This is a genomic window from Streptomyces sp. NPDC015171 (assembly GCF_043079545.1).
Taxonomy (GTDB): Bacteria; Actinomycetota; Actinomycetes; order Streptomycetales; family Streptomycetaceae; genus Streptomyces.
This window is the reverse complement of record NZ_JBIBUO010000001.1, coordinates 281,316-300,477: the sequence shown is the minus strand read 5'-3', so window position 1 is coordinate 300,477 and position 19,162 is coordinate 281,316. Positions and strand designations below refer to the sequence as shown.

At 72.6% G+C, this 19,162-nt stretch carries 19 protein-coding genes and 1 pseudogene; 11 read left to right on the top strand and 9 right to left on the bottom strand.

From position 1 onward, the window contains the following. Window positions 1–24: 24 nt before the first annotated feature. From sigE to ACF073_RS01375, 5 genes are all read left to right on the top strand, one after another. Window positions 25–738, top strand: coding sequence for an RNA polymerase sigma factor SigE (gene sigE / locus ACF073_RS01395; protein WP_392065764.1), 714 nt, complete (start codon window positions 25–27; stop codon window positions 736–738). After that, window positions 735–1,766, top strand: a complete 1,032-nt coding sequence (locus ACF073_RS01390; RefSeq protein ID WP_392065762.1) for an anti-sigma factor — start codon at window positions 735–737, stop codon at window positions 1,764–1,766. The genes sigE and ACF073_RS01390 overlap by 4 nt, the downstream gene beginning before the upstream one ends. A gap of 130 nt (window positions 1,767–1,896) precedes the next feature. Continuing rightward, the gene (locus ACF073_RS01385; RefSeq protein ID WP_392065760.1) at window positions 1,897–3,798 is read left to right on the top strand and encodes a S1C family serine protease; all 1,902 of its coding nucleotides are present in this window, start codon (window positions 1,897–1,899) and stop codon (window positions 3,796–3,798) included. 83 nt (window positions 3,799–3,881) lie between these two features. Beyond that, window positions 3,882–4,331 (top strand): sec-independent translocase, encoded by a 450-nt coding sequence (locus ACF073_RS01380; RefSeq protein ID WP_392065758.1) that lies wholly within the window; start codon window positions 3,882–3,884, stop codon window positions 4,329–4,331. Between the two features lie 316 nt (window positions 4,332–4,647). Then, a complete protein-coding gene (locus ACF073_RS01375; protein ID WP_392065756.1) occupies window positions 4,648–5,313 on the top strand; it encodes a hypothetical protein in 666 nt (221 codons plus the stop codon). 174 nt (window positions 5,314–5,487) lie between these two features. Here ACF073_RS01375 and ACF073_RS01370 read toward each other — a convergent pair whose 3' ends face one another. From ACF073_RS01370 to ACF073_RS01360, 3 genes are read right to left on the bottom strand one after another with little or no spacing between them, the layout of a single operon-like run. After that, complete coding sequence (locus tag ACF073_RS01370; protein WP_392065754.1) at window positions 5,488–6,621, bottom strand: Mrp/NBP35 family ATP-binding protein; 1,134 nt, start codon at window positions 6,619–6,621, stop codon at window positions 5,488–5,490. A gap of 43 nt (window positions 6,622–6,664) precedes the next feature. Further along, window positions 6,665–7,270: a DUF1003 domain-containing protein gene (locus ACF073_RS01365; protein ID WP_392065753.1), complete on the bottom strand. Its 606-nt coding sequence runs from the start codon at window positions 7,268–7,270 to the stop codon at window positions 6,665–6,667. Next, window positions 7,260–8,549, bottom strand: coding sequence for a magnesium transporter MgtE N-terminal domain-containing protein (locus ACF073_RS01360; RefSeq protein WP_392065751.1), 1,290 nt, complete (start codon window positions 8,547–8,549; stop codon window positions 7,260–7,262). The genes ACF073_RS01365 and ACF073_RS01360 overlap by 11 nt, the downstream gene beginning before the upstream one ends. A 190-nt stretch (window positions 8,550–8,739) precedes the next feature. On the opposite strand from ACF073_RS01360, the gene ACF073_RS01355 reads away from it, so the two are divergent. Further along, a complete protein-coding gene (locus ACF073_RS01355) occupies window positions 8,740–9,486 on the top strand; it encodes a hypothetical protein (RefSeq protein WP_392065749.1) in 747 nt (248 codons plus the stop codon). A 36-nt stretch (window positions 9,487–9,522) separates the two neighbouring features. Here ACF073_RS01355 and ACF073_RS01350 read toward each other — a convergent pair whose 3' ends face one another. Both ACF073_RS01350 and ACF073_RS01345 read right to left on the bottom strand, forming a co-directional pair. Then, window positions 9,523–10,038, bottom strand: a complete 516-nt coding sequence (locus ACF073_RS01350; protein ID WP_392065747.1) for a hypothetical protein — start codon at window positions 10,036–10,038, stop codon at window positions 9,523–9,525. A 33-nt stretch (window positions 10,039–10,071) separates the two neighbouring features. Beyond that, complete coding sequence (locus ACF073_RS01345) at window positions 10,072–11,196, bottom strand: magnesium and cobalt transport protein CorA (protein WP_392065745.1); 1,125 nt, start codon at window positions 11,194–11,196, stop codon at window positions 10,072–10,074. 458 nt (window positions 11,197–11,654) lie between these two features. On the opposite strand from ACF073_RS01345, the gene ACF073_RS01340 reads away from it, so the two are divergent. Then, window positions 11,655–12,239: a suppressor of fused domain protein gene (locus ACF073_RS01340; RefSeq protein WP_392065743.1), complete on the top strand. Its 585-nt coding sequence runs from the start codon at window positions 11,655–11,657 to the stop codon at window positions 12,237–12,239. A gap of 51 nt (window positions 12,240–12,290) precedes the next feature. On the opposite strand, the gene ACF073_RS01335 is transcribed toward ACF073_RS01340, so the two are convergent. After that, entirely contained in the window at window positions 12,291–13,514 is a 1,224-nt protein-coding gene (locus ACF073_RS01335) for an MFS transporter (protein WP_392065741.1), read from the bottom strand. Window positions 13,515–13,684: 170 nt separating this feature from the next. Here ACF073_RS01335 and ACF073_RS01330 point away from each other — a divergent pair, with 170 nt between their 5' ends. From ACF073_RS01330 to ACF073_RS01320, 3 genes are all read left to right on the top strand, one after another. Further along, window positions 13,685–14,326 (top strand): DUF6758 family protein, encoded by a 642-nt coding sequence (locus ACF073_RS01330; protein ID WP_392065740.1) that lies wholly within the window; start codon window positions 13,685–13,687, stop codon window positions 14,324–14,326. Window positions 14,327–14,475: 149 nt separating this feature from the next. Then, window positions 14,476–15,333, top strand: coding sequence for a PHP domain-containing protein (locus ACF073_RS01325; RefSeq protein WP_392065738.1), 858 nt, complete (start codon window positions 14,476–14,478; stop codon window positions 15,331–15,333). A 105-nt stretch (window positions 15,334–15,438) separates the two neighbouring features. Continuing rightward, window positions 15,439–16,044: a MarC family protein gene (locus ACF073_RS01320; RefSeq protein ID WP_392065736.1), complete on the top strand. Its 606-nt coding sequence runs from the start codon at window positions 15,439–15,441 to the stop codon at window positions 16,042–16,044. A gap of 55 nt (window positions 16,045–16,099) precedes the next feature. On the opposite strand, the gene ACF073_RS01315 is transcribed toward ACF073_RS01320, so the two are convergent. Beyond that, the gene (locus ACF073_RS01315; protein WP_392065734.1) at window positions 16,100–16,252 is read right to left on the bottom strand and encodes a hypothetical protein; all 153 of its coding nucleotides are present in this window, start codon (window positions 16,250–16,252) and stop codon (window positions 16,100–16,102) included. Between the two features lie 223 nt (window positions 16,253–16,475). Between ACF073_RS01315 and ACF073_RS01310 the strand changes: the two genes are divergently transcribed. Beyond that, window positions 16,476–17,381, top strand: coding sequence for an NYN domain-containing protein (locus ACF073_RS01310; protein ID WP_392066837.1), 906 nt, complete (start codon window positions 16,476–16,478; stop codon window positions 17,379–17,381). Here the strand turns inward: ACF073_RS01310 and ACF073_RS01305 are convergent. Then, window positions 17,378–18,253, bottom strand: a complete 876-nt coding sequence (locus ACF073_RS01305; protein WP_392065732.1) for an alpha/beta fold hydrolase — start codon at window positions 18,251–18,253, stop codon at window positions 17,378–17,380. The genes ACF073_RS01310 and ACF073_RS01305 overlap by 4 nt on opposite strands. A gap of 268 nt (window positions 18,254–18,521) precedes the next feature. Beyond that, a pseudogene (locus ACF073_RS01300) lies at window positions 18,522–19,162 on the bottom strand (ATP-dependent helicase); the annotation flags it as partial.

The following is a 19,162-nucleotide window of genomic DNA, read 5'->3' as shown; positions in this document are numbered from 1 at the left end:
GCCGCGCACGGGGATCGGGGTGGAGTGCTGAGGCGCTTCCTCGGATCGGCGGGCAGGCCGAAATCCGTGACCGACACCGCTGCTGACCGCCACGCCGCCGGTCCCGCCACCGGCGAGACCCAGACCGCGACCTTCACCACCGACGCGGACGGGCAGGCGTGGACTCCGCCCACGTGGGACGAGATCGTCAGCACGCACAGCGCCCGGGTCTACCGGCTCGCGTACCGCCTGACGGGCAACCAGCACGACGCCGAGGACCTCACCCAGGAGGTCTTCGTCCGCGTCTTCCGCTCGCTGTCGACGTACTCGCCGGGCACCTTCGAGGGCTGGCTGCACCGCATCACCACCAACCTCTTCCTGGACATGGTCCGGCGCAAGCAGCGGATCCGCTTCGACGCCCTGGGCGAGGACGCGGCCGAGCGCCTGCCCAGCCGTGAGCCCACCCCGCAGCAGCTCTTCAACGACGCCCACTTCGACGCCGACGTCCAGCAGGCCCTCGACACCCTGGCGCCGGAGTTCCGCGCCGCCGTCGTCCTGTGCGACATCGAAGGACTGTCGTACGAGGAGATCGCCGCGACCCTCGGCGTGAAGCTCGGCACGGTCCGCTCCCGTATCCACCGCGGCCGGTCCCAGCTGCGCAAGGCCCTCGCGCACCGTTCCCCGGAGGCCCGGGCGGCCGAGCGCCGCTCCTTCATGGCCCGTGTCCCCGCTCTGGGGGGAGGGGGCGCGACCGCGTGAGTGGATCTCAGCCGAAACCTGTCGAGGTGGCACACCTCGCAGAGCAGCACCTGGGAGACCGGCTCTCCGCCCTGGTGGACGGGGAGCTGGGTCACGAGACGCGTGAGCGCGTCCTCGCGCACCTGGCCACCTGCGCCCGGTGCAAGGCGGAGGCGGACGCCCAGCGCGCGCTGAAGAGCGTGTTCGCCGAGGCGGCCCAGCCCTCGCCCTCGGAGAGCTTCCTCGCCCGCCTCCAGGGCCTGCCCGGAGGCGACCCGGAGGGCGGCGGCATGCCGCCCGGGGGCTTCCTCGGACGCGACCCCGGCGCCGGGACCTCCGGTGCCTTCGGGGCGCGGCGCGGCGAGCGCCTCCCCTTCGGATACGTCCCCGCTCGTCCGCACGGCTATGTCCCCGCCGCCGACCACCCCGTCGCACCCGGGGACCGCGGCTTCCGCATCCATCCCGTCGGCCGCCCGGACGACGCCCGCTCCTCCTCGCGCGGGCTGCGGTTCGCGGTCGCCGCCGCCGGCGCGGTGTCGCTGGCCGCGGTCGCCCTCGGCGGCGTGACCACCGCCTTCCCCGGCGATCTCACCACGGACGCCCGCGGCGGCTCCGGCACCGGCAGCAATGTGATCCCGGCGCGCTCGGCGGGCAACGGCACCGGCGCCGGCGGTGGCGCGGCCACGCCGGACAGCCAGCGCCGTCGCCCGGTGGGGCCGCTGCTCGCCCAGGGCGGCGCGCTGCTCGGACCGGCCCCGGTGGCGCCGACCGCGCTGTCCGCTCCGCTGGTGCCGGGCGTTCCGGCTCCGGCGACCGGGCAGACCCGGACCGACGCGGTGCGCGGCCTGACCGCGCCGGTGCTCGCCGGTGCCGCCGCCGTCTCCCCGCTGATACGCCCGCTCGACGACACCATGGCGCTCCCGCTCGCCGACTGGTCCACACCCTCCGGAGCCCCGGGCTCCGGTCTGCTGTCCGCCCCCGTCCCCACCCCCACCACCGCTCCCCCCGCCTCCCCGGCCCCTCCCGCCCCGCCCCGCCTCTCGCCCTGACGGCCACTGCGCCACGGCCCGCGAACCTGGTTGAATCCTGTGAGGCCGTGCCCGCGGCGACGACCCGGGGCGGCAGACGATGTCCCGTGGCCGCGCCAGCGCCCGGTCACGGACCAGCCGTGGGGAGAGCATGAACGAGGGGAACCGTGTCCCGCCGGCGGACGGACCCGGGGGAGCGGCGGGGGTGACACCGGCCGACCGCGTCGAGGGCGCCGGGCCCGGCGAGACCGTGGAGCACACCGGGGGCGCCGCACCGGGAGCCGCCGCGGCCGACGGCGACTTCGAGCTGGCCAAGCCCGCGCCGCCGGCCCGCACCGACGGGGAAGACGCCGTAGCGGCTGGTGAAGCGGCCGGTGAACCGGCTCGTGAAGCAGCCGGGGAGGCGGCTCGGGCTACGGCCGGTGCGGCGGTCCGGGACGCGGCCGGGCAAGCGCCGTGGGAGGCTCCCGCCGAGCGGCCGAGGCCGCTGCACGACCCCGACCCGTACAGCACCCCGCCGTACGGCGAGCCCGGCCCCTGGGCACCCGCTCCGCCCGTGCAGCACCCGGCGGCGGCCACACCGGCGCACGGCACGGCCGTACCCGTGCCCACGGCGCCGCCGGCCGAGGCCCCTCCGCCCGGCCCCGGCCCGCATGGCACGGCCCCCGCACCCGCTCCCGTCGCCCCCGCACCCGCTCCCGTCGCCCCCGCACCGGCCCCCGTCGCCCTCGCGACGGCGCCCGCGTCCGTGCCCCCGGCTCAGGTGCCGGCGCAGGCGGCGGGCCCCGGTCCCGTGACCCAGCCCGTCGACGCCGGCGCGCGGCCCGGCGGTGCCTGGGGCCGCTACGACCCCTGGGCCGCCGCTTCCCCGGTGGAGCAGGCGAGGGCGCGGGGAGCGCTGCAGCAGACCGGGGCCGGGGTGCCGACCGACGAGCAGCGCGACCGGCGGGCGAAGCGCTCCGTCCTCGCGTGGGCCCTCGTCATCGCCGTCGTCTGCTCCGTCGCCGGCGGAGTCGCGGGCGCCTACGTCGAGCGGGCGGGACTCGGCGACGACGTACGGCTGCCGCAGGCCGGGGGAGTGCCGGCCGGCCGGGCCCCGGACAGCGTCGCCGGGATCGCCGCCCGCGCCCTGCCCAGCGTGGTCACGCTGCATGTGCGGGGGTCCGACGAGGCGGGCACCGGCACCGGCTTCGTGCTCGACGCCCAGGGACACATCCTCACCAACAACCACGTGGTCAAGCCCGCGGGGTCGGGCGGCGAGATATCGGTGACGTTCAGCAGCGGCGACACCGTCAAGGCCGAGGTCGTCGGCCGGGACAGCGGCTACGACCTCGCCGTCGTCCAGGTGCACGGCGTGCACGGCCTCACCCCGCTGCCGCTCGGCGACTCCGACGACGTCAGGGTCGGCGACCCGGTCGTCGCCATCGGCGCCCCCTTCGACCTCGCCAACACGGTCACCTCCGGCATCATCAGCGCCAAGGAACGGCCGATCACGGCCGGCGGCGAGAAGAGCGACGGCAGCGATGTGTCGTACGTCGACGCGCTGCAGACCGACGCCCCGATCAACCCGGGCAACTCCGGCGGTCCGCTGCTCGACTCGCGGGCCCATGTCATCGGCATCAACTCCGCCATCCGCTCCGCGGGCAGCGGCGCCGACTCCGCGGGCGGCCAGGCCGGTTCCATCGGCCTCGGCTTCGCCATACCCGTCAACCAGGCCAAGCGGGTCGCCGAGGAACTGATCGACGAGGGCCGCGCCACGCACCCGGTCATCGGGGTCACGCTCGACATGGGCTACAGCGGGGACGGCGCCCGGATCGACGCCAAGAGCGCGAACGGCGGTCCCGCCGTCACCCGCGGCGGCCCCGGCGAGCGCGCCGGCCTCAAGGCGGGCGACGTCATCACCGAGGTCGGCGGCGAACGCGTCCACACGGGCGAAGAACTGATCGTCAAGATCCGCGCCCACCGGCCAGGTGACCGGCTGCGGCTCGCCGTCCGACGCGCAGGGACCGAGCGGGACGTGTCACTCGTGCTGGGCGCGTCGGAGCAGAACTGACAGAAGTCTCACCTCGGGACGGTACCGGTCGGACAGGAACCTTGGGTACCGTTGAGCGACCGAGGACACGCAAGGAGCGTCAGGTGTTCAATGACATAGGACCACTGGAGCTGGTGACGATCATTGTCCTCGCCGTGCTCGTCTTCGGTCCGGACAAGCTCCCGAAGGTCATCCAGGACGTGATGCGCACGGTCCGGAAGATCCGTGAGTTCTCGGAGAGCGCGAAGCAGGACATCCGCAGCGAGCTGGGTCCGGAGTTCAAGGACTTCGAGTTCGAGGATCTCAACCCCAAGGCGTTCCTCCGCAAGCAGCTGGACAACGACGAGCTGGGGCTCAAGGAGATCCGCAACGGCTTCGACCTGAAGAAGGAGATGGCCGAGGTCACGGACGCGGTCCACAGCCGCGACAGCGACGCCTCCTCGTCGTCCTCCTCCTCGTCCTCCTCGTCCTCCGGCGGGCGCATCGACATGACCAAGAAGCCCGAGAAGCCCGGCGACGACGACCGCCCGCCGTTCGACGCGGACGCCACCTGAGCGCTGCCCCGCCGGCACCGGCAGGGCATCCGCGAAGCATCCACAGAGCACGCACAGGGCGCCGGCGGAGCACCGGCACGGGCCCTTCCCGCCGACACGCGCACGCGGGCGCATGCCGCGCACGTGACGCGTTTCATAGCGCACACCCGTCGCACACGGCCTGAACAGGCCGTTCGTGCGACCCACGCATCCAGCGCCTGCCCTGCCGCTCTCAGCGGTGTGGATATGCTGCCGAGTTGTTGTGCGGACCGGACGCGTACGCCCGAAGGGGGGCGGGCCACGCCGGTCCGACGAGAGCGAGGAGGCGTCCGGGCAGATGGAGACGACGAGTCGGGTGGGCGCGCAGGCGCCGGCCGCGGAGGGCGGACAGCAGCTCCCCTCCGCCCGGCGTACGGTCGACGGTTACCTGCGGGCGCCTTTCCCCTGGTACGGGCTCGACGAGGCGTTCACGGGGCCCCGTTGGCTGATGCAGGTCGGCACGGCGGCCGACGGCGCCGTCGAGCACGGCTCGATCGGCCACGGGGACGAGCCCTCGGTGCGCGCGGAGGCCGGTTCAGCCGGTGAGGCACGGGAGAAGTTCGCGGTCGTGGTGACCGTCGCCGCGCAGCCGTCCCGGCGCAGCGCCGACGGCACGGGGCTGCTGGAGGCGACATCGGTGTCCTCGGCGGCGTGGCTGGCCGGCGTCGGGCTGCTGTCGTTCACCTGGCCCGGCCAGATGGACCACAGCCTGCGCGACGACTGGCTGGACCAGCAGACGGAGACGGCGTGGGCGCTGGCCGACGATCTGGAGGGCTCGGAGTGGTCCAGGCTCTCCCTTCCGGTGGACGGGGCCGCTGCCTCGTTCTACTACCGGGAGTCGGAGTTCGGCTGGGTGCTGGCCGGCACGACCGAGGCGGGGGTGCATCTGGGGGCGTACGGGCGCGGGATGAGCGCGTACGGGCTCGGCTTCGCCGTCGTGAAGGACATCGCCGCCTACGCGTGAGCCCGCGCGTGACGCCCGCCCGCGGCGCGTACGCGTGACGCGTGCGCATGACCCCTGCCGGTGGCGCGTACGTGTGACGCCTGCGCATGACGAAAGGGCGCCGGATGTTCCCGGCGCCCTCTCACCTTGTTCCGCAGGCGCGTTCGCGGACGCGCGCCGTCATCGGGGCTGTGCTCAGAACTTGTTGCGCGGGGTGATGCCCAAGGACAGGCCCGCCAGGCCGCGCTGACGGCCGCCCAGCTTCCCGGCGATGGCGCGCAGGGCCGAGCCGGCCGGGGAGTCCGGGTCGGTCAGGACCACCGGCTTGCCCTCGTCGCCGCCCTCGCGCAGGCGGACGTCGATCGGGATGCTGCCGAGGACCGGGACGCTCGTACCCGTCGTCCGCGTGAGGCCGTCGGCGACCTTCTGGCCGCCGCCCGTGCCGAACACGTCGACCATCTCGCCGCAGTGCGGGCAGGGCAGCCCGGACATGTTCTCGACCACGCCGACGATCTTCTGGTGGGTCTGCACGGCGATGGAGCCGGCCCGCTCCGCCACCTCGGCAGCGGCCTGCTGAGGCGTCGTCACGACCAGGATCTCGGCGTTCGGGACCAGCTGGGCGACCGAGATCGCGATGTCGCCGGTGCCGGGCGGGAGGTCCAGCAGCAGGACGTCGAGGTCGCCCCAGTACACGTCCGCGAGGAACTGCTGGAGCGCCCGGTGCAGCATCGGGCCGCGCCAGACCACGGGGGCGTTGCCCGGTGTGAACATGCCGATGGAGATGACCTTCACGCCGTTCGCGGACGGCGGCATGATCATGTTCTCGACCTGGGTGGGACGGCCGTCCGCGCCGAGCATGCGCGGCACGCTGTGCCCGTAGATGTCGGCGTCCACGACACCGACCTTCAGGCCGTCGGCGGCGAGCGCCGCAGCCAGGTTCACCGTCACCGAGGACTTGCCGACGCCGCCCTTGCCGGAGGCGACCGCGTAGACCCGGGTGAGGCTGCCCGGCTTGGCGAAGGGGACCTCGCGCTCGGCCGTGCCGCCGCGCAGGGCCGCCGCCAGTTCCTTGCGCTGCTCGTCGCTCATCACGTCCAGGGTGACGTCGACGCGGGTGACGCCCTCGACCCCGGAGACCGCGTCGGTGACGCGCTGCGTGATGGTGTCGCGCATCGGGCAGCCGGAGACCGTGAGGTACACGGTGACCGCGACCGCTCCGTCCGCGCCGATCTCCACCGATTTGACCATCCCGAGTTCGGTGATCGGGCGGTTGATCTCGGGGTCGTTCACCGTCGCCAGTGCCTCGCGCACCGCGTCTTCCGTAGCCATAAGGACGATGGTACGGCGCGGTGAGGGGCGTCCGGGATGCCCCTCAGCGGTCTTCTGTGTCACGTCCGGGCGGGCGTTCTGACCGTTCCGCCGGGAATACGACGTGCCCCCCGTGCCGGTACCGCTCCTCCAGCTCCTTCGCGAGGTCCTGCAGCTCGGAGCGGATCCAGTCGCGGGTGGCCACCTCGCCCAGACCCATGCGCAGCGCGGCGATCTCCCGGGTCAGGTACTCGGTGTCGGCGATGGACCGCTCGTTCTGCTTGCGGTCCTGCTCCAGGTTGACCCGGTCGCGGTCGTCCTGCCTGTTCTGCGCGAGCAGGATCAGCGGGGCCGCGTAGGAGGCCTGCAGGGACAGCATCAGGGTCAGGAAGATGAACGGGTACTGGTCGAAGCGCAGCCCCGCCGGGGCGGCGATGTTCCAGACCACCCACAGGATGATGACGACCGTCATCCAGACGATGAAGCGTCCGGTGCCCAGGAACCTGGCGATCTTCTCCGACAGCCGCCCGAAGGCCTCCGGGTCCCACTCGGGCACGATCCGGCGGCGCGGGGGGCGCGGCTGGTCGAGGCGGGGCGTGCGGGGCCGGGTGGCGGCCGTGGCGCCCACCGGGTGGCGCTCACGGGCCGCGGTCTCGCGTTCAGGAGCCATGCGTGGGCGCCTCCTCCCCTTCCTCCAGGTGGAACTCGGTCTCCCGCCAGTCGTCGGGCAGCATGTGGTCCAGTACGTCGTCCACGGTGACCGCCCCCAGCAGCGACCCGGACTCGTCCACCACGGGCGCCGCCACCATGTCGTAGGTGGCGAAGAACCCGGCGATGACGGGCAGCGCCGCTTCCGGGTCCAGCGGCGCCAGGTCGTCGTCGACCAGCGAGCCGACCAGGGTGTACGGCGGGTCGCGCAGCAGCCGCTGGAAGTGGACGGTGCCCAGGTACTTGCCGGTCGGGGTCTCGTCGGGCGGGCGGCACACGTAGACCTGGGCGGCCAGGGCGGGGGAGAGGTCCGCGTTGCGGACCCGGGCGAGCGCGTCGGCCACGGTGGCGTCGGGCCGCAGCACGATCGGCTCGGTCGTCATCAGACCGCCGGCCGTGTGCTCCTCGTACGACATCAGGCGGCGCATCTCGGCCGCGTCGGCGGGCTCCATCAGGCTCAGCAGCCGCTCCTTGTCCTCCTCGGGCAGTTCGGAGAGCAGGTCGGCCGCGTCGTCCGGGTCCATCGCCTCCAGCACGTCCGCCGCCCGCTCCTCCTTCAGCTTGCCGAGGATCTCGATCTGGTCGTCCTCGGGCAGCTCTTCGAGCACATCGGCGAGCCGGTCGTCGTCCAGCGCGGCGGCGACCTCGGCCCGCCGTTTCGCGGAGAGGTGGTGCAGGACGTTGGCGAGGTCGGCGGGGCGCAGCTGCTCGAAGGTGGCGAGCAGGCTCTCGGCGCCCTGCCCGTGCTCCTCCAGGGAGAACCCGGTGACGGAGGACCACTCGGCGGTCAGCGTCTCGCCCCGCGCCCGCCGGAAGGCGCCGGCCTTCTTGCCCTTGCGCAGGAAGACGCGGTCCACCTCCCAGTCCCGGCGGGCGGGCAGCTGCTGCACGGACATGTCGAGGACGGTGACCTCCTCGCCGGTCTCCACCAGCGTCACGCGCCGGTCCAGCAGCTCGCCGAAGACCAGCCGCTCGGTGGGCCGCTGCTCGAACCGGCGGACGTTCATGACGCCGGTGGTGATGACCTGGCCCGACTCGATGCCGGTCACCCGGGTCATGGGCAGGAAGATGCGGCGCCGGGTGGACAGCTCGACGACGAGGCCGAGCACCCGCGGGGGCCGTCGGCCGACCCGCAGCATGACGACCACGTCGCGCACGCGGCCCACCTGGTCGCCGTTCGGATCGAAGACGGGGACCCCGGCGAGGTGCGAGACGAAGATCCGGGGGGCGCCGGCTGCCATGGATGTGCTTCCTTTGCTCGCCATGTGCGGGTTTGCTGTCCTGTGCCCACTCACGTGCGCTTCAGGCTAGCCCGTACCGATCGGATACGCCCTGGTGAGCGGTCCGGACGGACTGGCTCCGCCGGGTACGCCGAGCCCCGGTACGCTGCCGTACGCCGCTCACGGACTCGTCAGAAAGGCAACTCCACCTGTGACTGCGATTCCCCAGGGCCGTACTCGCCGGACCGCGCTGGCGACCGCGACCTGCGCGCTGGCCATGACGGGCGCGATGGTGCTGTCGGGGTGCGGGGGCGACGACGACCCGGACGCGGGGACGAACGGCGTGGGCAAGCTGCCCGCCGCGACGATCCAGGCGAAGTCGGTGGCGGCGGCGGACGCGGCACCGGCCGTACGGCTGTCCGGGACCGTGGCCACCAGCGGCCGCACCTACCAGCTGGACATGCGGCTCAAGGCCGACGGCGGCACCGGGTCGGTCACCTCGCAGGGGGCGACCTTCAAGCTGCTGCGGGTCGGCCAGGAGCTGTACCTCAAGGCCGACGCGGACTTCTGGAACCACGCGGACGGCGGCGGCGACGCCTCGGGCAAGCTGGACGGCAAGTACGTGAAGGTGCCGCAGGGGGATCCCGCGTACAAGAAGTTCAGCGGCTTCACGGACAAGGACCTGCTCCTGGACGGCCTGCTGACCCTGCACGGCTCCCTGGCGACCGACGGCCACCACACGGACCGCTCCGGCACCCCCACGATCCGCGTCACCGGCGACAAGGGCTCGGGCGGCACGCTGGACGTCTCCCTCAAGGGCACCCCGTACCCCCTCCGCCTGGTCCGCGGCGGCGGCGCGGGGACCCTCAGCTTCGCGGACTGGGGCAAGGACTTCACCGCCGAGAAGCCGGCCGCTTCGGAGACGGTGGATTACGGCAGGCAGCTGCCGACGTCATGAGCGGGCGGCCGGGAAGCACGGCCCGGCCGCCCGCGCTCACTTCCGCCCGCGGCGCCTGAGCAGGAGCTTCGGCAGGCCCGCCGGAACCGGCTCACGGGTCGTCGCCGGCGTCGGCACCGGACGCTCGGCCAGGCTGCCCTCGGGCAGCGGGGCCACCGCACCCGTCGGCACCAGCCGGAGCACCCGGCACTCACGGGCCCAGCGGGCCGGCATCTCCTCGCCGTCCGGCGCGTTCAGCCGCTTGCCCTTCAGCTCGGCGACGGCCGCCTCCCACTCCGGCGAGCCGGGCGCCTGCTCGGCCACGGCCGCCGGGAAGGTCACCAGCCGGCCGCCCTTGTCCTTGCTGCGCACGCTCACCTCGGCCGTGCCCCCGTCGGCGAGCCCCGTCAGCGGCTGCTCACCGGGCCCGTCGCCGACCACGCACACCGCGCCCTCGTGCCACACATGCCACAGCGCACGCGCGGCCGGGGCACCGGCGCCCCGGACCCAGATCAGGCCGGACTTCTTCGCGGCCTCCTCGATGAGGGCCCGGTCGAGCAGCTCGCTTGTCATGCGCCCCAGCCTATCCAGGCCGTACGGGCCCGCTCACAGCCAGCCGTTGCGCTTCAGCGTGCGGTGGATGCCCAGGCAGATGACACCGGTGATGGCCATGATCACCGGGTAGCCGAACCGCCAGTGTGTCTCCGGCATGTAGTCGAAGTTCATGCCGTAGACCCCGCACACCATCGTCGGCACGGCGACGATCGCCGCCCAGGACGTGATCTTGCGCATGTCCTCGTTCTGCGCGACGGACGCCTGGGCGAGGTTGGCCTGGAGGATGGAGTTGAGGAGTTCGTCGAAGGCCAGCACCTGCTCCTGGACCCGGGCCAGGTGGTCGGCGACGTCCCGGAAGTACTTCTGGATGTCCGGGTCGATCAGCCGCATCGGCCGCTCGCTCAGCAGCTGCATCGGCCGCAGCAGCGGCGCGACCGCGCGCTTGAACTCCAGCACCTCGCGCTTGAGCTGGTAGATCCGCGCCGAGTCCACACCGCGCGCGACCCCGCCCCTGCGGCCGGGCGAGAAGACCTCGGTCTCCACCTCGTCGATGTCGTCCTGCACCGCGTCGGCGACCGCGATGTAGCCGTCCACGACGTGGTCGGCGATGGCGTGCAGCACGGCCGAGGGGCCCTTGGCGAGCAGCTCCGGGTCGTCCTCGAGGCGGTGGCGCAGGGCGCGCAGCGAGCCCTGGCCGCCGTGCCGGACGGTGATGAAGAAGTCCCGGCCGGTGAAGCACATCACCTCGCCGGTCTCGACGACCTCGCTGTTGGCGGTGAGCCGGTCGTGCTCGACGTAGTGGATGGTCTTGAAGACGGTGAACAGCGAGTCGTCGTACCGCTCCAGCTTGGGCCGCTGGTGGGCCTGCACGGCGTCCTCCACGGCCAGCGGGTGCAGACCGAACTCACCGGCGATGCCGGCGAATTCCGCCTCGGTCGGCTCGTGCAGCCCGATCCAGACGAACCCGCCGTCACGGCGCACCTGCCGCATCGCCTCCTGGGGGGTCGGCGGCTTGGCGCTCGGCACCCGGGCGCCGTCGCGGTACACGGCGCAGTCGACGACGGCCGAGGGGGTCGCCGGGTCACGCGTGGTGTCGTACGGCGTGCTCGCGTCCTTGCGCAGCGAGACACGGGAGGCGGGACGGACCACGGCACGCAGGTCGCGGATCATCGACATGGGCAGGCTCCTTCGCGGGCGGGCAGCGAGAGCGCGCGGCAACGGGTGGAACTACCCGGAATGGGGACGTCCTGTCGAGGGATGTTTGGCACGTCCACAAAGCGGGGAGCACCGCACCGTTGCGGTGGCTTGTTCGCTGCTGATGCGGAACTGATAGAGCTCAGACAGATCAGGCAGAGCGGGACGAAGTGCTCTTCCGAACGACGACGCGTAAGGGAAGGCGGCAGCCAGCCGGTAACTACATCAGCGGCCGGAAGAGCGAGTGGTACTGCACGGTCGACTTCGATCCATGACAGCCCCACCTCCTCCGGCCGGTCCCTCGTAAGGGAGTCTCGTCGGCGTCGGGACTTGATAGCGACGCTTCTGCGTGCTGTCCCGAACCACCGGCTCAGCGTAGCAGCAGCCCGATGTGTCAAGGCGCCGCTTTGCTCGGTACTGACGAGTTCTATGCTCGGCGCATGGCTGATGTTCTTCCTCTGGTCGAGGCCCGGTTGACCACCGCGCTGGGCGAACCGGACGCCCGGGCCGCCGTCACCTTCCTCGGCACGGACCGCATCGAGGTGCTCCGCTTCCAGGAGGGCGACGTCGTCAGGTACGCCACCCTCGGGATGTCCCAGCACCCCATGACGGACCCCACGGCGATGCTCGCCGACCCGGTCAAGGGGCCGCGCGTCGAGCTGGTCCTGTCCGTCCGCGCGGGCCTCGCCGACACCGACAAGGCGCTCAGGCCGCTCGCCGTTCTGGCCGCGTCGCCCCAGGTGGAGGGTCTGGTGGTGATCCCGGGCGCCTCCCTGGACGTGGGGGAGCCGCTGTGGCCTGCCGCCCCCTTCACCTCCGTGCTCGTCGGCGAGCCCGGCGGGCTGGTCGAGGACCTGGAACTGGACGCCCCGATGGAGCCCGTACGGTTCCTGCCGCTGCTGCCGATGACCCCGAACGAGGCCGCCTGGAAGCGGGTGCACGGCGCCCAGGCCCTCCAGGAGCGCTGGCTCGCGAACGGGACGGACCTCAGGGACCCGGCCCGGCGGTCCGTCCCGCTGGACTGACCCGCCCGCCGCCGAGTGACCGATCTCACCTCAACATAAGGCGAAATCCGGTCAGTTGGCGAAGACGCCGACTCCGTCCTCGCTCGCGTGCCGCCGCTCCAGCTCCCCGGCCTCGCCGGTGAGGGCCCGGCGCCGTACGAGGACCACGAGCGCGCCCAGCAGTGCCGTGACGGCCGCGACCGCGAACGGGACGTGGATGTCGGTCCACTCCTCGATCTTCGGCGCGAAGTAGGGCGCCGCGGCGGCGGCGAACCAGCGGACGAAGTTGTAGCCCGCGCTCGCCACGGGGCGCGGGGCGTTTGACACCCCGAGGGCCAGCTCGGTGTAGACGGTGTTGTTCACGCCGATGAAGGCGCCGGACAGGATCGTGCAGACGACGGCCGTGGTGTGGTCGCCGTAGCCGAGCACGAGGACGTCCGCCGCGAGCAGCACCAGCGAGCCGCCGAGCACCGTCAGCGAGCCGAACCGGGCCTGCAGGCGCGGGGCCGCGATCACCGAGAAGACGGCGAGCAGCAGCCCCCAGGCGAAGAACACCGCGCCCGAGCGGTACGGCGTCATGTCCAGCACGAACGGCGTGAAGGCCAGCACCGTGAAGAACGTGTAGTTGTAGAAGAACGCCGAGGCCGCCGCCGAGGCCAGGCCGCCGTGGCCGAGCGCCTTCAGGGGGTCGAGCACCGAGGTCCGGCGGGCCGGCCCCGGCTGCTCCTTCAGGAACGCCGCGATGCACAGGAAGCCGAGCGCCATCAGCGTGGCCGTGCCGAAGAAGGGGTAGCGCCAGCTGGCGTTGCCGAGGGCAGCGCCGAGCAGCGGGCCGCAGGCCATGCCGAGGCCGAGCGCGGACTCGTAGAGCAGGATCGCCGCCGCGCTGCCGCCGGCCGCAGCGCCGACGATCACCGCGAGGGCGGTGGAGACGAAGAGCGCGTTGCCGAGTCCCCAGCCGGCCCGGAACCCGACCAGCTGGCCGACCGAGCCGGAGGTGCCGGCGAGACCGGCGAAGACGACCACGAGGGCGAGGCCGGCCAGCAGGGTCTTCCGGCCGCCGACGCGGCTGGAGACGAAGCCGGTGAGCAGCATCGCCACGGCGGTGATCAGGAAGTACGAGGTGAAGAGCAGGGACACCTGGCTGGGGGTGGCCCGCAGGCCCCGCGCGATCGACGGCAGGATCGGGTCGACGAGGCCGATGCCCATGAAGGCGACCACGGAGGCGCCGGCCGTGGCCCAGACCGCCTTGGGCTGCCGCAGGATGCCGCCGGCTCCCGCGTCGAAGGCGTCCATGTGGTTCTCCCGTCCTCGGTCCGATGGTTGGGTTGTGCACACAGTAAGTTAGTCCGGCTAATTAATGCAACCTACATCTATCTCGTCGGGTCAGGCGTGCGGTCGGGTCTTCCGTCCGGACGGGTGATCGTCCTTGACGTGGGCGGGCCGGGGTAGGACCGTGGAGCCCTATGAGGGGCGAACCCAGTTGCCCGAAGTGCGGTGGCCGGGTCAGGGCTCCCGGACTCTTCGCCGATGCGTGGCAGTGTGATCTGCACGGCACGGTGTATCCGCTGCAGCCCGTGATCCCGCCCAGCGTCGAGGCGCTCAACGTCGTCGTCCAGCGCACACAGGTGCCGGTCTGGATGCCGTGGCCGCTGCCGGTCGGCTGGCTGTTCACGGGTGTGGCGTACGCGGGGGACGACCGCAGCGGCGGCCGCGCGACCGCGGTGGCCTGCTCGGGACCCGGGCCGCTGGGCGGTCCCGGTGAGCTGATCCTGGTCGCCGAGGAGCTGGGCGTCGGACTGGGCGCCTATTACGCCGGCATCGACGGCCCGGACCCGGGGTCGTACATGAACGTGGAGAAGCCGCCGCAGGCCAAGGTGCTGGCCGCGGGCCGCCCGACCCCGCTCTGGCACGTCTACCGCACCCCCGACGACCGCGCCGTCTTCGCCGGCGAGGCGCTCGGCATGTGGCTGTGGGCGGTGATGTGGCCCGAGCAGGCCGGCCTGCTCATGTACGACGAGGTGGTGCTGACCGATCTGCGGGACGCGGGGGCGGAGATCGACCTGGTGCCCTGCGGGGCGCTGTCGCCGCGCCTGCTCCGGCCGTAGTCCGAGGGAGTCCCGCGGGATCCGGCGGGCCCGGGCCCTCCAGGGTGTCCCGTAGGGGGCGCCGGGCGGGTGCGGGTATGACAGGGGGTTCCCGGAAACCCCGCTATCCTTAAGTGTCCGCTTTCTTTCCGTCATCGTCTGGAGTCGTCGTGCGCATCGATCTGCACTGTCACTCCACGGCCTCCGACGGTACGGACACCCCGGCCGAGCTGGTGCGCAATGCCGCCGCGGCCGGACTGGACGTCGTCGCGCTGACCGACCACGACACCACCCGGGGACACGCCGAGGCGCGGGCCGCGGTGCCCGAGGGGCTCACGCTGGTCACCGGCGCCGAGCTGTCCTGCCGCCTCGACGGCGTCTCCCTGCACATGCTGGCCTACCTCTTCGACCCCGAGGAGCCCGCCCTGCTCGCCGAGCGCGAGCTGGTCAGGGACGACCGGGTGCCGCGGGCCAAGGGCATGATCGCCAAGCTGAACGCCCTGGGCGTGCCGGTCACCTGGGAGCAGGTCGAACGGATCGCGGCCGGCGGCTCCGTCGGGCGTCCGCACGTCGCGAGCGCGCTCGTCGAGCTGGGTGTCGTGCCGTCGGTGAGCGACGCGTTCACCGAGGACTGGCTCGCCGACGGGGGGCGGGCCTACGTGGAGAAGCACGAGACCGACCCCTTCGAGGCGATCCGGCTGGTCAAGGGCGCGGGCGGGGTCTGCGTGTTCGCGCACCCGGCCGCCGCCAAGCGCGGTCGCACCGTGCCGGAGTCCCGTATCGCCGAGCTGGCCGAGGCCGGCCTCGACGGCATAGAGGTCGACCACATGGACCACGACCTCGACGCCCGGGCCCGGCTGCGCGGCCTGGCCAAGGAACTGGGCCTGCTGGTCACCGGCTCCTCGGACTACCACGGCAGCCGCAAGACCGTGGCGCTCGGCGCCTACATGACCGACCCCGAGGTGTACGGGGAGATCACCCGGCGGGCGACGGGCGCGTTCCCGGTCCCGGGTGCCGGCGGAGCCTGAGCCACCGGCGGAGCCCCGGCCCCGCCAGGGCAGTTCCCCGTCGGCTCACGCCGCATTCCACGCTCGTATCACTTCACTTCTCCCGGCAAGGCCTGTAGTACCCCCATGTTCGACATCGCTGTCTTCGGTTCCCTGTTCCTGACCCTTTTTGTCATCATGGATCCCCCTGGGATCACCCCGATCTTCCTCGCCCTGACCGCCGGCCGTCCGGCCAAGGTGCAGAAGCGGATGGCCTTCCAGGCGGTCTGCGTGGCGGGCGGAGTCATCACCGTCTTCGGCCTCCTGGGCCACCAGATCCTGAACTACCTGCATGTCTCCGTCCCCGCGCTGATGATCGCGGGCGGGCTGCTGCTCCTGCTGATCGCGCTGGACCTGCTCACCGGCAAGACCGACGAGCCGAAGCAGACCAAGGACGTCAATGTCGCGCTCGTGCCGCTGGGCATGCCGCTGCTGGCGGGGCCCGGTGCGATCGTCTCCGTGATCCTGGCCGTGCAGAAGGCCGATTCCGTGACCACGCAGGTCTCGGTGTGGTCCGCGATCCTCGCGATCCATGTCGTGCTGTGGGTGGTGATGCGGTACTCGCTGCTGATCATCCGGGTCATCAAGGACGGCGGCGTGGTCCTGGTGACGCGGCTCGCGGGCATGATGCTCTCCGCGATCGCCGTGCAGCAGATCATCAACGGGATCACTCAGGTGATCCGGGGGAGCTGAGCCTTCGTCGGCTCGGCTCCCCCGGAAAGCTTGAGTGGCGAACGCCCCGTGCGGGTTACGAGGCCGTGCTGTCGGCCGGGCGGATCCACAGTCGCTGCCCGATGGCGGCGGCCTGCTGAACGATCCGGTTGACGGAGGCGGCGTCCACGACGGTGCTGTCCACGGTGGTGCCGTCGACCTCGTCGAGTCGCATGATTTCGAAGCGCATGGGCTTCTCCCTTCGTCTGGTCATCCTCCTGCGGAGAACTACTTGGTGTGACGCCTGGTGTCTCCAGCGTCGTACATAGAGAGTCAACACGCTCCTTGTTACGAACATTCCCTACGCTAAAGAAATTTTTCGAACAACTAATTACTGACCAGTAAGCGGCAGGGGAACGGCGCCGGAGGGACCCACCGGGACCGGTTGTATTCGCACGGTGACGACCGGGACAATGGAGGTGATGAACGACGACCTGGCCGCCCTCGGTGACCGTATCGACCACACCAACGAGCTGCTGGCACGCATGCTCGCCGAGGTGGCGAAGACGCCCTCGACCCACGCGATCTTCGTCGACGCCGGCTATCTGTACGCGGCCGCGGGCCGGCTGGTCGCCGGAACCGAGGACCGCCGCGCCTTCGACCTGGACGCCGAGGGCCTGATCGAAGCCCTGATCGACAGGGCCCGCACGGTCTTCGCGGACAGCCGGCTGCTGCGCGTGTACTGGTACGACGGCGCCCGGCGCCGCATCCACACCGCCGAGCAGCAGGCCATCGCCGAACTGCCCGACGTCAAGGTGCGCCTGGGCAACCTGAACGCCAACAACCAGCAGAAGGGCGTCGATTCGCTGATCCGGTCGGACCTGGAGTCACTGGCGCGGCACCGCGCGATCAGCGACGCGGCCCTCCTCGGCGGCGACGAGGACCTGGTCTCGGCGGTCGAGGCGGCCCAGGGCTACGGCGCCCGCGTCCACCTCTGGGGCATCGAGGCACCCGAGGGCCGCAATCAGGCCGAGCCGCTGCTCTGGGAGGTCGACAGCCAGCGCACCCTGGACCTGGAGTTCTTCAAGCCGTACGTCTCCCGGCGCACGGCCGCCGCGTACGAGGCCAACGGCGCCACCCGCCCCACCCGCGACGACGTGCGGTTCGTCGGCGCCCAGATCGCGGCGCGATGGCTGGCCTCCCGGGGCCGCGAAGCGCTGGTCGAACTCTTCCCCGGCCACCCGTATCTGCCCGGCTCCGTCGACCAGGACCTGCTGGTCGAGGCCGAGGAACTGCTCCAGTACTCCCTGCGCGGCCAGGCGGACCTGCGGCGGGCGCTCAGGGACGGGTTCTGGGAGCATCTGCGGGCGCAGTACTAGCGCGCGGCGGTGTCCCAGAAGTCGGCGATCGCGCGGGCGGTCGCCGCGGGCCGGTCGGTGTTGGGGGAGTGCTCGGCCCCCTCGACGACCGTCCGCCGCGCCCGCAGCCGTACCGCCATCTCGTCGAGCAGCGGCAGCGGCCAGGTGTCGTCCCGCGAACCCGACAGCACATGGAACGGCAGCGGTACGGCGGCCAGTTCCGCGACCCGGTCCGGCTCGGTGCACAACTGGCGTCCGGTGGCGCTGAGTTGGGCGGGCTTGGTGCATAGCCAACGGCGCCGCAGGTCGTCCCGGTCGTCGAGGCCGGAGTCGAGCGAGGGCGTCTGTGTCTCCTCCGGCGGCTCCATCGCCTGGATCGCCTCCCAGACCTCCGCCATGCTCATCACCGCGAGCGCGTCCCGCAGCAGCTTCACGCGCTCCTGCTGGGACGTGGAGATCTGCGCGGGCCCGGAGGACATCAGGGTGAGCGACCGGAAGGGCGTGTGGTCGAGCAGTACGGCCGCGCGCGTGATCTGGCCGCCGAGGGAGTGCCCCAGCAGATGCACCGGGGCGCCGATGGCCTCCGCCTGCGCGAGCACGTCCCGCGCCAACTCCTCCTGCGCGTAGGCGGCCTCGTCCGCCACCGGGCCGTCCGACTCGAACTGGCCGCGTCCGTCGACGGCGACGGTCCGGTATCCGCGCTCGGCCAGCGGGATGTGCAGCGGGTTGAAGTCCTCCTTGCTGCCGGTGAACCCCGGCAGCAGCAGCGCGACACCCCGGGGCTCCACACCGTCGGCCACGGGAGCGTCGACCACGGCGAACTCCCCACGCTCCGTCCGAAGGGCGTACGCGCGGGCGCCGGGGGGCGGGACGAAGGTGGAGGGCCTGCTCATGGGGAGAGGCTATCGGGCGGTGGACGGCGGGAGGCGGCGTGGGGGTCGGGGGCGGCCGGGGAGCCGAGCGGGGGCCGGGCAGGGGCGCGGCCATGAACGGGTCGCGTCCATGGACGGGGCGTCGGCCACGGGCCACGGGCGGCGGGCGGCTGGGCACAACGGGACGCGGTCCGTTTCGCGGCGCGGCCGGACATGCCGATGGCCGGGTCCACTGTCGTGGACCCGGCCATCGGACCGGCTCGCGCTGCCCTGGCGGCGCGGTGCCGGGTCAGGCCTCGGGGGCCTCCACGGCCGCCGCGGTCTTACGGCTCCGGCGCGGCTTGGGCGTCGTCTCGGTGCCCTCACCGGCCGTCTCGGCGGCGGACGCCGCCGTCTTGCGGGTGCGCCGCGGCTTGGCCGCCGGCTCCTCGGTGGCCTGCGCCGGAATCTCCGGAGCAGCCGCCTCGGCGACGGCCTTGCGGGTCCGACGCGCCTTCGGAGCGGCTGCCGCCTCCCCGTCCACCGCGGCCACGGCAGCGGCTGCCGTCTTGCGGGTCCGGCGCGGCTTGGCCTCGGCCTCGGGGGCCTCCGGCGCGGCAGCGGCGACCTTGCGGGTGCGGCGCGGCTTGGCTTCCGTGCCTTCGGCGGTGTCGACGGCGGCCTCGGCGGCGGCCGTGGTCTTGCGCGTGCGGCGCGGCTTGGCCTCGGCCTCGGGGGCCTCCGGTGCGACGACGGTCGCTTCGGTGGCTTCCGGTGCCTTGGCGGCCGTCTTGCGGGTGCGGCGCGGCTTGGTCTCCGTGCCTTCGGCGGTGTCCACGGCGGCCTCGGCGGCGGTCGTGGTCTTGCGCGTGCGGCGCGGCTTGGCCTCGGCCTCGGGGGCCTCCGGTGCGACGACGGTCGCTTCGGTGGCTTCCGGTGCCTTGGCGGCCG